This is a genomic window from Streptomyces sp. NPDC059355 (assembly GCF_042752335.1).
Taxonomy (GTDB): Bacteria; Actinomycetota; Actinomycetes; order Streptomycetales; family Streptomycetaceae; genus Streptomyces.
In genome coordinates this window covers 45,073-57,953 of the sequence record NZ_JBHYXN010000048.1, presented here as the reverse complement: position 1 = coordinate 57,953, position 12,881 = coordinate 45,073, and the positions used below count along the sequence as shown (strand labels likewise).

The 12,881-nt window shown below is 72.0% G+C and carries 13 protein-coding genes; 4 read left to right on the top strand and 9 right to left on the bottom strand.

The genetic code is table 11. From position 1 onward, the window contains the following. Positions 1-46 precede the first annotated feature (46 nt). From ACFXGI_RS32485 to ACFXGI_RS32460, 6 genes are all read right to left on the bottom strand, one after another. Positions 47-1,621 carry a DoxX family protein gene (locus tag ACFXGI_RS32485; RefSeq protein ID WP_384714557.1) on the bottom strand — a complete coding sequence of 525 codons (1,575 nt, stop codon included), beginning with the start codon at positions 1,619-1,621 and terminating at the stop codon, positions 47-49. A 157-nt stretch (positions 1,622-1,778) separates the two neighbouring features. Next, on the bottom strand, positions 1,779-2,750 hold the full coding sequence (gene rlmB, locus ACFXGI_RS32480) for a 23S rRNA (guanosine(2251)-2'-O)-methyltransferase RlmB (protein WP_384714554.1): 972 nt from the start codon (positions 2,748-2,750) through the stop codon (positions 1,779-1,781). A 101-nt stretch (positions 2,751-2,851) separates the two neighbouring features. After that, the gene (gene cysS / locus ACFXGI_RS32475; RefSeq protein WP_384714551.1) at positions 2,852-4,252 is read right to left on the bottom strand and encodes a cysteine--tRNA ligase; all 1,401 of its coding nucleotides are present in this window, start codon (positions 4,250-4,252) and stop codon (positions 2,852-2,854) included. Positions 4,253-4,340: 88 nt separating this feature from the next. Next, complete coding sequence (ispF, locus tag ACFXGI_RS32470) at positions 4,341-4,850, bottom strand: 2-C-methyl-D-erythritol 2,4-cyclodiphosphate synthase (protein ID WP_384714548.1); 510 nt, start codon at positions 4,848-4,850, stop codon at positions 4,341-4,343. Continuing rightward, complete coding sequence (ispD, locus tag ACFXGI_RS32465) at positions 4,840-5,586, bottom strand: 2-C-methyl-D-erythritol 4-phosphate cytidylyltransferase (RefSeq protein ID WP_384714545.1); 747 nt, start codon at positions 5,584-5,586, stop codon at positions 4,840-4,842. Before ispD ends, ispF begins: the two co-directional genes overlap by 11 nt. A gap of 246 nt (positions 5,587-5,832) precedes the next feature. Further along, positions 5,833-6,315, bottom strand: coding sequence for a CarD family transcriptional regulator (locus ACFXGI_RS32460; protein ID WP_003953493.1), 483 nt, complete (start codon positions 6,313-6,315; stop codon positions 5,833-5,835). Positions 6,316-6,951: 636 nt separating this feature from the next. Here ACFXGI_RS32460 and ACFXGI_RS32455 point away from each other — a divergent pair. Further along, positions 6,952-7,632, top strand: a complete 681-nt coding sequence (locus ACFXGI_RS32455; protein WP_384714542.1) for a DUF461 domain-containing protein — start codon at positions 6,952-6,954, stop codon at positions 7,630-7,632. A gap of 91 nt (positions 7,633-7,723) precedes the next feature. On the opposite strand, the gene ACFXGI_RS32450 is transcribed toward ACFXGI_RS32455, so the two are convergent. Together ACFXGI_RS32450 and ACFXGI_RS32445 are read right to left on the bottom strand one after the other, a co-directional pair. Further along, a complete protein-coding gene (locus tag ACFXGI_RS32450) occupies positions 7,724-8,404 on the bottom strand; it encodes a response regulator transcription factor (protein WP_007265514.1) in 681 nt (226 codons plus the stop codon). A gap of 52 nt (positions 8,405-8,456) precedes the next feature. After that, entirely contained in the window at positions 8,457-9,680 is a 1,224-nt protein-coding gene (locus ACFXGI_RS32445; RefSeq protein ID WP_384714539.1) for a sensor histidine kinase, read from the bottom strand. Positions 9,681-9,896: 216 nt separating this feature from the next. Between ACFXGI_RS32445 and phoU the strand changes: the two genes are divergently transcribed. Together phoU and ACFXGI_RS32435 are read left to right on the top strand one after the other, a co-directional pair. After that, a complete protein-coding gene (phoU, locus tag ACFXGI_RS32440; RefSeq protein WP_030858619.1) occupies positions 9,897-10,574 on the top strand; it encodes a phosphate signaling complex protein PhoU in 678 nt (225 codons plus the stop codon). Between the two features lie 129 nt (positions 10,575-10,703). Further along, positions 10,704-10,853: a hypothetical protein gene (locus tag ACFXGI_RS32435; protein ID WP_199813613.1), complete on the top strand. Its 150-nt coding sequence runs from the start codon at positions 10,704-10,706 to the stop codon at positions 10,851-10,853. A 128-nt stretch (positions 10,854-10,981) separates the two neighbouring features. Here the strand turns inward: ACFXGI_RS32435 and ACFXGI_RS32430 are convergent, their stop codons facing one another. Continuing rightward, the gene (locus ACFXGI_RS32430) at positions 10,982-12,010 is read right to left on the bottom strand and encodes a hypothetical protein (RefSeq protein WP_384714535.1); all 1,029 of its coding nucleotides are present in this window, start codon (positions 12,008-12,010) and stop codon (positions 10,982-10,984) included. A 557-nt stretch (positions 12,011-12,567) separates the two neighbouring features. Between ACFXGI_RS32430 and ACFXGI_RS32425 the strand changes: the two genes are divergently transcribed. Further along, positions 12,568-12,870 (top strand): hypothetical protein, encoded by a 303-nt coding sequence (locus ACFXGI_RS32425; protein ID WP_384714532.1) that lies wholly within the window; start codon positions 12,568-12,570, stop codon positions 12,868-12,870. Positions 12,871-12,881 lie beyond the last annotated feature (11 nt).

The window sequence follows — 12,881 nt, the reverse complement described above, 5'->3', positions numbered from 1 at the left end:
GGGCCGGGCGCCCCCCCGGCGCGCCGGGCCCCTCTCCGTCCCGTCGTCAGCCGAGGAGGCCGCCGACCAGACCGGGCTTCTTCGGGGCCGGGTCCCCGCCGCCGCTGCTGCCGCCTCCGTTGCCGGAGCTGGAGGACGGCGGCTTCGGGGTGGACTGCTTGGGCGAGCTGCCCGAGTTCTGGCCGCTGCCGGAGCCGCGGGTCGCCGTCGGCGACTGCGAGCCGGTGCCGGCGGTCGCCTTGGCGGTGGAACCGGTGGAGCCGCGCCCGGACTTGGCGGCCGGCGCCGACGCGCTGGCGCTGGGCTCGGCCGCCTTGGTGGGCTGCTGGGTGGCGGGCTGCTGCTGCTGCGGCGGCGGCTGCTGCTTGCCGGCCGGGGCCTGCGGGAGCGGTGAGCCGGGCAGGTAGTTGCTGGGGGTCTCGCCGGGTCCGGGGACGGTGACCACGGTGGTGGAGCGGACGGCGCTGCCGAGGAGCGAGCCGATGAGCAGGGTGAGTCCGCAGACGACGGTGGCCATGACGGTTCCGCGGCGCAGGACGCGCCGGCGCAGCCGCCAGATCTCGGAGCGCGGTCCGAGGGTGCGCCAGGCCTCGCCGGCGAGGCGCCCGTCGAGGGAGTAGACGGGGGCGCCGGCGATGATCAGCGGGCTCCAGGCGGCGAGGTAGATGATGTCGGGGGCGTCGTACGCGGGGACGGTCTTCCAGCTCACCGTCATCAGCAGCGCGGCGGACAGCAGGGCGCCGATGCAGGCGGCGAACCGCTGCCACAGGCCCAGGACGGTCAGTACGCCGACGATGACCTGGAGGAAGGCCACGCTGAGCCCGGCCCCGACGGGGTGGGCGAGCGCGAAGTCGCGCAGGGGTTCGGCGAGCGCCCAGGGGTGCAGGGTGCGCAGCCACGTGACCATGGAGCCGCGTTCGCCGCCGTCGAAGTAGACGGGGTCGCACAGCTTGCCCATGCCGGCGTAGATGCAGATGAAGCCGAGGAAGACGCGCAGCGGGAGCAGCACGACGCCGAGGTTCATCCGGCGGCCGGGGTAGTACGAGGCCTGCCCGCGGGTGTCGGAGGGGGCGCGGCGGGATTCGGTGCCGGGCCCGCCGTCGAGGCCGTCGTACGGTCCGCCGCCGTACCGGGGGTCGTACGGGAAGTCGCGTACGGCGGCCGGCGGACGGGTCTCGTCCGGGTCTCCGTACGTGCGCTGGCCGATGACCGTCGGCGTGGCCAGCGTGTCCTCGGCCAGGTCGTGGGCGAGGTCGACGCGGGGGATGGTCTGGGTGGCGCCGCCGTCCCCGTCGCCGAAGCCGCCGTGTCCGCGCCCGTGTTCGCGTACGGCCTGGAGGAGTCCGCCCATGGCTGCGGTGTCGCCGGGGGCGGACTTGCCGCTCCAGACGACGGGGGCCCGGCGGCGGCCCGCGCCGGCAGCGGCGGCGACCACGGCGCCGCCGAGGACGGGCACGCGGCCGGGGGCGTTCGCGGGCTTGGAACGCGCGCTCGGGCTCGGTGCGAGCCGCACGCGGAAGCTGGCGTGGTTGACGATGACCTGTGCGGGATCGCACGGCACCTTGACCATGCTCAGCGCGGGCTGGTCGTCGAACCCTGACGTTCTGGTGTCCACACTCATCTAACCGAGTGATCAGTGTTTAGGACACTGCCTTGACAGCAGGGATGTGTCCGAGACCCGTCAAGATCAAGCCACCCCGCCCGAAACGGGCGGGGTGGCACGCTCACGGGTCACGTTCCATGAGCCAAGTGGATCAAGGCGGCGGGGCCGCCCGGGGTCAGGCGCGGCCGCGGGTGGCCCGGCGGCGGGCCGCCTCGTAGAGCACGACGCCCGCGGCGACACCGGCGTTCAGCGACTCGGCGCCGCCCGGCATCGGGATGCGGACGAGGTAGTCGCAGTTCTCGCCGACGAGGCGGCCGAGGCCCTTGCCCTCGGAGCCGACGACGATGACGACGGGACCGCCGAGCGCCTCCAGGTCCTGCACCTCGTGCGTGCCCTCGGCGGCGAGGCCGACGATGGCGATGCCCGCCTTCTTGAAGTCCTGGAGGGCGCGGGTCAGGTTGGTGACGCGGGAGACCGGGGTGCGGGCCGCGGTGCCGGCCGAGCTCTTCCAGGCACCGGCGGTCATACCGGCGGCGCGGCGCTCGGGGATGACCACGCCGTGGCCGCCGAAGGCGGAGACGGAGCGGACGATCGCGCCGAGGTTGCGGGGGTCGGTGACCCCGTCGAGGGCGACGATCAGCGGGTCGTCGCCCTCGTCGTACGCGGCGGAGGTGAGGTCCTCCGGGTGCGCGTACTCGTACGGCGGGACCTGGAGGACCAGGCCCTGGTGGTTGAGCCCGTTGGTCATGCGGTCGAGCTCGGGGCGCGGGGCTTCCATCAGGTTGATGTTGCCGCGCTCGCCGGCGAGCTGGAGGGCCTCGCGGACGCGCTCGTCGTTGTCGATGAACTGCTGCACGTAGAGGGTGGTGGCGGGGACGCCGTCGCGCAGGGCCTCGAAGACCGGGTTGCGGCCGACGACCATCTCGCTGGTGCCCTTGGGGCCGCCGCGGCGCGGGGCCGGACGGCGCTTGGCGGCCTGCCGGGCCATGGCGTTGCTGATGCGGTTCGCCTTGTGCTTCTTGCGGTCCTCGGCCTTGGGCGTGGGGCCCTTGCCTTCCAGGCCCTTGCGCCGCTGGCCACCGCTGCCGACCGTGGCGCCCTTCTTGTTGGACGTGCGGCGGTTCCTGCGCTGGCTGTTCCCGGCCATGACCTCTACCTGTTTTCGTTGATGCTGCGATATGTACGTATGAAGAGTGTGCCGCCCGGGAGGCCGGGCGGCACAGTCGGACTGCTCCGGGCGGCGCCGCCTCAGCGCGGGCCGAGCGACCAGCGCGGTCCCGTGGGGCCGTCCTCGATGACCAGGCCCGACTGCTGGAGCTGGTCGCGGATGGCGTCGGCGGTCGCCCAGTCCTTGCGGGCGCGGGCGGACTCGCGCTGCTCCAGGACGAGGCGCACGAGGGTGTCGACGGCGCCGTGCAGGTCCTCGCCGCGGTCGGACTCACCGGCCCAGTGCGGGTCGAGGGGGTCCAGGCCGAGAACGCCGAGCATGGCGCGCACCTCGGCCAGCCGGGCGATGGCGGCGTCCTTGTCGTCGGCGGCGAGGGCGCTGTTGCCCTGGCGGACCGTGGTGTGGACGATGGCCAGCGCCTGCGGCACGCCCAGGTCGTCGTCCATGGCGTCGGCGAAGGCGGGCGGGACCTCGGCGGCCGGCTCGACCGTCTTGCCGGCCTTCTCGATGACGCGCTGGTAGAAGCCCTCGATCCGCGCGAACGCGGACTCGGCCTCGCGCAGCGACTCCTCGCTGTACTCGATCATCGAGCGGTAGTGCGGGGTGCCGAGGTAGTAGCGCAGGACGATCGGGCGCCAGGCCTTGACCATCTCGGAGACGAGCACCGAGTTGCCCAGGGACTTGGACATCTTCTCGCCGGACATGGTGACCCAGGCGTTGTGCACCCAGTACTGCGCGAACTCGTCGCCGAAGGCCTTGGCCTGGGCGATCTCGTTCTCGTGGTGCGGGAAGATCAGGTCGAGTCCGCCGCCGTGGATGTCGAAGGCGCTGCCGAGGTACTTGTGCGCCATCGCGGAGCATTCGAGGTGCCAGCCGGGACGGCCGCGGCCCCACGGGGTCTCCCAGTCGGGCTCGCCGGGCTTGGTGGCCTTCCACATGGCGAAGTCGCGGGGGTCGCGCTTGCCGGTGATGCCCTGCTCGGTGGGCTGGCGCAGGTCGTCGATGTCCTGGTTGGACAGCGCCAGGTAGCCGGGGTACGAGCGCACGTCGAAGTAGACGCTGCCGTCGGCCTCGTACGCGTGGCCGCGCTCGATGAGCCCGCGCATCATCTCGATCATCTCGGGCACGTGGCCGGTGGCGCGCGGCTCGTACGTGGGCGGGAGGCAGCCCAGCGCGTCGTAGCCGTCGTTGAAGGCGCGCTCGTTGTCGTAGCCGATGGACCACCACGGGCGGCCCTGGTCCTCGGCCTTCATGATGATCTTGTCGTCGATGTCGGTGACGTTGCGGATGAAGGTGACGTCGAGACCGCGGTACCCGAACCAGCGGCGCATGATGTCGAAGTTCAGGTAGGAGCGGACGTGCCCGATGTGCGGGGCCGCCTGGACGGTGGCGCCACAGAGGTAGATCGAGACGCAGCCCGGCGTGAGCGGGACGAAATCGCGGATCTGCCGGGCGCTGGTGTCGTACAGGCGAATAGTCACGGCATCCAGGGTAGTGGGCGGGTAGCAGTGCCCCGCGACCCTTTCGGGGGCGCGGGGAAGCTTTGTTGTGGAGTCGGTGCCCCCGGGACTACGAATTCGTCCGGTACACCAGTGCGGTGGCGATGGCGGCGAGGCCTTCGGCGCGGCCGGTGAGGCCGAGGCCGTCGGTGGTGGTGCCGGAGACGGAGACCGGGGCTCCGGCCGCCGCGGAGAGGGTCTTCTGGGCCTCTTCGCGCCGCTTGCCGATCTTCGGGCGCACGCCGATCACCTGGACGGCGATGTTGCCGATCTCGAAGCCCTCGGCGCGGACGATACGGGCGGCCTCCGCCAGCAGGGTGACGCCGGCGGCACCGGACCACTCGGGGCGGGAGGTGCCGAAGTGCGCGCCGAGGTCGCCGACGCCGGCGGCGGAGAAGAGGGCGTCGCAGGCGGCGTGGGCGGCGACATCGCCGTCGGAGTGCCCGGCGAGGCCGTCCTCCCCCTCCCAGAGCAGCCCGGCGCACCACAGCTCGCGCCCGGCCTCGAAGGCGTGCACGTCGGTGCCGATCCCGACGAGCGGGATCAGCGGGGCGGCGGAACCGGCGGAGCTAGTAGGCATCGGTGGCCCTCCTGCGGGCGAGTACGGCCTCGGCGAGGACCAGGTCGATCGGGCGGGTGACCTTGAAGGCCTCTTCGTGGCCGGGGACCACCATGACGGTGATGCCGAGCTGTTCCACCATTCCGGCGTCGTCCGTGGCGCCCTCGCCGTTGACGGCGATGGCCTCGTGCGCCCGTACGAGGGTCGCGAGGTCGAAGCCCTGCGGGGTCTGTACGGCGCGCAGCCGGGCCCGCTCGGGGGTGGCGACGACCGGCTCGGGCTCGCCGGGCCCACCGGGCTCGACCTCCTTGACGGTGTCGGCCAGCGGCAGGGCCGGTACGACGGCGGGAGAACCCGCGCGCACGGCCTCGACGACGGAGTCGACGGTGTCCACGGGGACGAGCGGGCGGGCCGCGTCGTGGATGAGGACGGAGGTGACGTCCGCGGGGAGCGCGGCGAGGCCGGCGCTCACGGATTCCTGGCGGGTCTCGCCGCCGGGGACGACCAGGATCTCGGTCCGGTCGGGCAGCGTGTGCTCGTCGACGAGCCGGCGCACCTCGGCGGCGCCGTCGGACGGGGCCACGACCACCACGAGGGACACGGCCCGGGAGCGGGCCATCGCGCGGACGGCGTGGATGAGCATGGGGGTGCCGCCGATGGCCCGCAGGGCCTTGGGGGCGCCGGGGCCGAGGCGTACCCCGCGGCCGGCGGCCGGGATCACCGCGGCGGTGCGGTGGGGGCGCGATTCGTCAGACATCAGTAGCTCCGAGCCAGGTTTGTGACTTCGGCCGACATGGGTATGGCCTGAAGGGTGCCGGGTGCGACGCCCTCGCCCCTTCCGTGACGACCGGTCGAGCAGGCTGTCAGGACCCGGCACGCCGGTGGAAAGAGTGCAGCAAAGGTGTGGGTACAGACATGCCGCAGCGCCCGGCAACAGCCCTCTCGTGGAGGAGAGGACATGTCATCGGGCACCGCGGCACAACTGTGTGAAGGTTTTCCCGCGTCAGGACGCGAGAACCTCGTCGAGGAGGGCCTCTGCCTTGTCCTCGTTGGTGTTCTCCGCGAGCGCGAGCTCGCTCACCAGGATCTGGCGCGCCTTCGCGAGCATGCGCTTCTCGCCCGCGGAAAGCCCGCGCTCACGCTCACGACGCCACAGGTCACGCACCACTTCGGCGACCTTGATGACATCGCCAGAAGCGAGCTTCTCCAGATTTGCCTTGTAGCGCCGGGACCAGTTCGTCGGCTCTTCGGCATACGGTGCACGAAGCACCTCGAAGACCCGGTCCAGCCCGTCCTGGCCGACTACGTCGCGAACGCCGACGAACTCCGCATTGTCCGCAGGCACACGAACCGTCAGGTCGCCCTGAGCGACCTTGAGCACCAAGTAGGTCTTGTCCACGCCTTTGATCTGGCGAGTTTCGATGGCCTCGATCAGCGCGGCCCCGTGATGGGGATAGACCACGGTGTCGCCAACCTTGAACGTCATGTGACAGGTACCCCTTCCGTGGCTATCCAGGGTAACACGAGAACTGACTGTTACGAATGGCGTTTTCGCAGGTCAGGGCACATCTCGGGGCTTGACAACAGCGACACGAACGTGCTGCGAGGAGCTTCCGGAGGGGGGTATTCGCAGGTCGGAGGCGCTGTGCGGACCGGGCGAAACGGCCACGCTACACCCGCGCGCCGGTCGCGGCAGTGTGACGTACGTCCCGTTTTGCCGGTTTCGAAGCCGGGAAACCGAACTACTCCGTTCGACTGGCGACCACCCGTACGGAGCGGTTCAGGCCCAATCCGGAATTGATCACCGGGGGCCGTTCGAAGGAATCCCGGAATTGATCACCGGGGGTCCGGCGTGCGATATGCGGGCGGCACATGATCGGCAGATGAACGGCGCGGGAAGTGCCGAGCGGAAGGGCCGGGGGAAGAGCGGTGTGAACCGCGGGGGAATGCAAGATCGCGGGGCCGGCACAGGGTGGCCCGTGCGCTGCGGAGGGTCGGGTGCGGGGGCGAGGCGGCGGCTCGGTAACCTAAGCGCGCTGACACACCCTTAGAGCGGCTTTACCTCGGCCGCTCCGAGACTGCCCACCCTTCCGTTCCGTACGTCCAAGGAGTTGCCGCCGCCGTGAGCCGCAGCCTTCGACGCGGTGCCCTCGCCGCCACCGCCGTCGTGTTCTCGATCGCCTCGCTGGCCGCTTGCGGTGCAGGCCAAAACGCGGAAACGCTCCAGATCAAGCCGGACAACGCCGCTGTCACCAAGGGCAACATCAAGATCCAGAACGCGCTGGTGATCACCCAGGGCGAGAAGGAGGGGAAGGGCCCGGCCGCCGTCTCCGCGACGCTCTTCAACACCGGCATCAAGCCGCAGACCCTTGACGCCATCACCCTCGTGGGTGGCAAGAGCAAGGTCGTGCTGAAGCCCGCCGAGGGCTCGTCCAAGGTCACCGTGCCGGCCCACGGCTCGATCGTCCTGGGCGGCAAGGGCAACCCCTCCGCCGTGATCGAGGGCGGGGAGGCCGTGCAGAAGGGCAACGCGCAGGAGCTCGTCTTCCAGCTGAGCAACGCGGGTGACGTGCCCATCGCCGCCTTCGTCGTCCCGGGCACCGGCATGTACGCGCCCTTCGGCCCGACCGAGGCCCCGATCGCCGCCCCCGGCGCCACGCCGTCGGGCAGTGCCTCGGCCGCCCCCTCGGGCAGCCCGTCCGGCTCCCCGGCCACCACCCCCTCGGGCGCCGCTTCCGGCACCCCGTCGGGCGCGGCCTCGGGCGCCCCGTCGGGTTCCCCGTCCCACAGCGCCGGCCACTGAGCCTGCGCCGCCACGTACGAAGGGCCCCGTCCGCCGAAGCGGACGGGGCCCTTTCGTCTGTGCGGCTCCTCTTGCCTGCGCCGCCCGCGGTTTACGGCTCGAACTTGTAGCCCAGGCCGCGGACCGTGACCAGGTAGCGCGGCGCGCCCGGGTCGGGCTCGATCTTGGCGCGCAGGCGCTTGACGTGGACGTCCAGCGTCTTGGTGTCGCCGACGTAGTCGGCGCCCCAGACCCGGTCGATCAGCTGCATGCGGGTCAGCACGCGGCCCGCGTTGCGCAGCAGCATCTCCAGCAGGTCGAACTCCTTCAGCGGGAGGTCCACCTTGGCTCCGGCGACGGTGACCACGTGGCGGTCGACGTCCATCCGTACGGGGCCGGCCTCCAGCGCGGCCGGGGTGACCTCCTCCGGCTCGCCGCGGCGGCGCAGGACCGCGCGGATGCGGGCGACCAGCTCCCGCGAGGAGAAGGGCTTGGTGACGTAGTCGTCGGCTCCTATCTCCAGCCCGACGACCTTGTCGATCTCGCTGTCCTTGGCCGTCACCATGATGACGGGCACGTTGGAGCGGCCGCGCAGCTGCCGGCAGACCTCCGTGCCGGGCAGGCCGGGGAGCATCAGGTCGAGGAGGACGAGGTCGGCGCCGTTGCGCTCGAACTCGTCGAGCCCGTCGGGCCCGGTCGCCGCGATGGCGACCTCGAAGCCCTCCTTGCGGAGCATGTAGGACAGGGCGTCGCTGAAGGATTCCTCATCCTCGACGACGAGCACTCGGGTCACGGAAGGACCTCCGGGGCAGGAATGGCTGGCTTGGTTCGTGGAGAAGCGTGGTTCAGGCAGGCGTGGGGTGGCTCGGAGCGGGGGACTCCGCGGCCGGGGTGGTCGCGGGTGCAGATGCCGGAGCGGCTGCTTCCGGCAGGCGCAGGGTGAACGTGGAGCCCTGACCCTCCGAGCTCCATACGGACACCTCCCCGCCGTGTGAGGCCGCTACGTGCTTCACGATCGCAAGGCCGAGGCCGGTTCCACCCGTGGCGCGGGAGCGGGCCGGGTCCACGCGGTAGAAGCGCTCGAAGATGCGCTCGCGGTCCTTTTCCGGGATGCCGATGCCCTGGTCGGTCACGGCGATCTCGATCAAGTCTCCCCCAGGTGCCGCGACCTTGCGTCCGGCTATGCCGACGCGGGTGCGGGCGGGGCTGTAGTTGACGGCGTTCTCGACCAGGTTCCCGAGGGCGGCCGCGAGCTGCCCCCGGTGGCCCCAGACGCGCAGGTCGGCGGTGCCGCCCGCGGCCATGGTGATGTGCTTGGAGGAGGCCGTGTGACGGCAGCGGTCGATGGCCTCGGCCACCAGCGTGTCCACCCGTACGGGCTCCGCGTCCTCGAGCGGGTCGTCGTTCTGCACCCGGGAGAGGTCGATGAGCTCCTGTACGAGGTTGATCAGGCGGGTGGCCTCGATCTGCATGCGGCCGGCGAAGCGGCTGACCGCCTCGGGGTCGTCCGAGGCGTCCATGACGGCCTCGGACAGCAGGGAGATGGCTCCGACCGGCGTCTTCAGCTCGTGCGACACGTTCGCGACGAAGTCGCGCCGTACGGCCTCGATGCGGCGGGCCTCGGTGAGGTCCTCGACCAGGAGCAGGACCAGCCGGGAGCCCAGCGGGGCCACGCGCGCCGAAACCGCGAGGGCCTCGCCGCGGCCGGTGCCGCGCCGGGGCAGGTCGAGCTCGACCTGGCGTATTTCCCCGTCACGGCGGGTGTCGCGGGCCATGTGGAGCATGGGTTCGACGGCGAGTTTGCCGCCGCGTACCAGTCCGAGGGCGTACGCCGCCGAGCTGGCCTTGACCACCGCGTCGCCCTCGTCGAGCACGACGGCGGAGGAGCGGAGTACGGAGAGGACGGTGTCCACGCCGGGCGGGAGCACCGCGTTGATGTCGGGGCGCATGGAGCTCCGGGTGGGGCGGGCCTGGTCGCGCTCGCTCCAGCGGAACGCCAGCATCGCGATCACACCGGTGCAAAGACCGGCGATCGCTGCAGCTGCGGCGACCGCCGCGTTCACGTCCATGCCTCAAGGTTAAGCAGGCCCGACGGTACTTCCACAGCCGTTCGGGTGGCACCTCGAACAGTCGTCGCCCAGAGTTCACCGTGGCGACGGGGTTGATTCACTTGTGATGCCGGAGTCGGACGCGTTTGCGCCCCACCGTGTCAACGTGGGGGCACGAGGCCGCCCCGGCCCGTCCCACACGGGCAGCAGAGGCAGTAGGCAAGAGAGGGACAAGCCATGCGTGACGCGTACCACGAGGAACTGGACTCGATCGGGGAAGGCCTGGTCGAGATGGCCCGGCTCGTCGGTTCCGCGATCGGGCGGGCCACGACGTCCATGCTCGACGCCGACCTGAAGCTCGCCGAGAGCGTCATCGCCGCCGACCAGAAGGTGGACGACCTCCAGCACGACCTGGAGGCCCGCGCCATCGCGCTGCTGGCCCGCCAGCAGCCGGTCGCCACCGACCTGCGCATCGTGGTGACCTCGCTGCGCATGTCGGCGGACCTGGAGCGCTCGGGCGACCTGGCCCAGCACGTGGCGAAGCTGGCCCGGCTGCGCTTCCCCGACACCGCCGTACCGCGGGACCTGCACGCCACCATCCTGGAGATGGGGCAGCTGGCGCAGCGCCTGATGGCCAAGGCGGCCGAGGTCATCATCACGAAGGACGTCGACTTGGCCCTCCAGCTGGAGCAGGACGACGACGAGATGGACCAGCTGCACCGCACGCTGTTCCAGCACCTGATGGACGACCGCTGGAAGCACGGCATCGAGACCGCGGTGGACGTGACCCTGCTGGGCCGCTACTACGAGCGCTTCGCGGACCACGCGGTGTCGGTGGCCAAGCGCGTGGTCTACCTGGTGACGGGCGAGCACGCGGACGAGCTGCAGGCGCCGACGCAGGTCGAGGGCGTCTGAGGCGTTCTGCTCCAATGCGCCGTTGACGCGCTGGTGCGGCTGGGCATGAATGAGGGCGAAGGCAGTAAGAGGCCTTGCGTACGAGACGTACCGGTACGACGCCACGCACGCCGCCTGCGAGGAGGATCCATGCCCGATTCCCCCGTCCCCATCACCCCGGAGCACGAGCAGCAGCCGCGGCCCGAGCCGCTGCGGCTCCCGCTGCTCGCGGCCTGCGGCTGCGGCTCGGGCTGCGGCTGCGGCTGCCAGTCCGGCGCACCCTGCCAGTGCGGCGGCTGACCCCGCCCGACCGGCTCGGCGGCCCGGCCGTCACAGGCACCAGGAGCGAGGAGAGGCCCCCTGCACGCGGAGATCCGCGGGCAGAGGGCCTTTCGCCGTTGCCGGCCCTATGTCTTGCGTCCTACGTCCTACCAGAACACGACGAGGTAGCCGCTGCCGCCCACGCCACCCGGGCTGCCCGCGCCGCCGGTCTCGGTGCCGCCGGTCCCGCCGCCACCGCCGTTGCCGCCCACGCCGGTGTTCGCCGGCGGCAGCTGGACGATGCCGTCGACGGCGGCCGCGCCCACTCCGCCCTGGGCGCCGCCCTGGCCGTTCGCGCCGCTGCGGTTCGTCACATCGAGGCTGCTGCAGGTGCCGGCGCCGCCGGTGCCGCCCGTACCCGGGGTGCCCGTCGTGACACTGCCGCCACCCGCTCCGCCACCGCCGGTGCCGCCCGTGGTGCTGAGCTGGATGCCGGTCGCGGAGGAGAACGTCGTCGGGCTGCCGGTCCCGCCGGTGCCGCCCGGCAGTCCGTTGTTGCCGCCGGCGGGCGCGCCGGGGCCGCGGGTGCCGGCCGCGCCGCCGGAGCCGACGTCCACCGTGTAGCTCTGGCCGGGCTTCACCTTGAGGACGCACCAGGTGAACCCGCCGGCGCCGGCGCCACCGCCCTGGCCTCCGTTGCCCGCCAGCGGCGCACTCGCACCGCCTCCTCCGCCTCCTCCGCCGCCACCTGCGCCCCAGGCCTGGACGTGCACCGAGGTCACGCCCTCGGGCGGTGTGAAGAACCCGTCCGCCGTGAAGTCCCGCAGGCCGTGGACGACGGCGGGCGCCTTCGGCTCCTTCTTCTCCCTCTCCTTCTCCTTCTCCTTGGAGCCCGAGCCCGGCCTGTCACCCCCGCCGTGGGAGCCGTCGGACCCCGGCCTGTCACCCCCGTCGTGAGAACCGTCGGACCCAGGCCTGTCTCCTCCGCCGTGGGAGCTGTCGGAGCCCGGCCTGTCTCCTCCGCCGTGGGAGCCGTCGGCGCTCGGCCTGTCACCTCCGCCATGGGGGCCGTCGTACGCGAGTGCCCCGGGTGCCGTGGTGAGCAGCTGGCCGGAGAAGGCCACGGCCGCGAGGGCCGAGGCGAGGAGCACCCGGCGGGGGGCGCGGGAGCGCTGGGAAACGGGCTTCTGGTTCACGGAGCGAGTTCCTTCCCCGCGGTGGGCCGAGGCTTTCGCGGAGGACGAGGGAATTGCGGGACCGGTCGGTCTGCGAGCCCATCGGACCCTCGCCCCCCGCACTCCGCACCCCGGAAACCGGATGCTTGACCCGCGCAGGTGACCGCTTGACCCACCCGAGCGACCAAGATCCCCAACCCGCCGCCGACTCCCCCGCCCCACACGCCAACAGGCCCCCTACCCGCCGAAAACCAGCAGGTGGAGGGCCTGTTCGTGGGTCAGTGTTACTTCTTGCCCTGGGTCTGGCGGGCCCGTTCTTCACCCTGGTCAGAGGGCCGCACACCCTGACCGACCTGCCGTCGGGCGGTCATCGTCGGTCGTTGTCCGTCGTCCTCGGTCGCCCTCGGAGGGCCCAGAGAGGGCCAGTGGCGGGGCCCCAGAAGCTGCTACCGGTAGCAGCCCTGCCAGCAACCGAAGGAAGGGGGCGGGTCCGGCCGGACGGGGGGTCTGCCGGGGCTGAACGGGGGACCGGTGGGGTGGGGAGGTAACCGGGGGGACGGGCGGGACGTTCCCCGCGCATGAAGCTGAATCGAACCTCGCTCGTCGGCGCTCTCGCCGGCGCCGTCCTGCTCCTCGGCGGTGCGCCCGCCCAGGCCGCCGACAACCCGCTGCTCTCGCTCCTCGACAACCTCAACATCTCCGACATCTCGGAGGTCGTGCACGTGCCGGTCGAGCGCGTCCTCAACCCCAACGTCGTCCTGTCCAACGGCAACGTCGCCGCGCTCCAGGACACGGCAGAGTCCCTGCTGGCCAAGCCCGTCGCCAAGCCGGCCGCACCGGCTGTCGCCCCGGCCAAGCCCGCCGCGCCGGCCGCCCCCTGACCCCCGGCCAC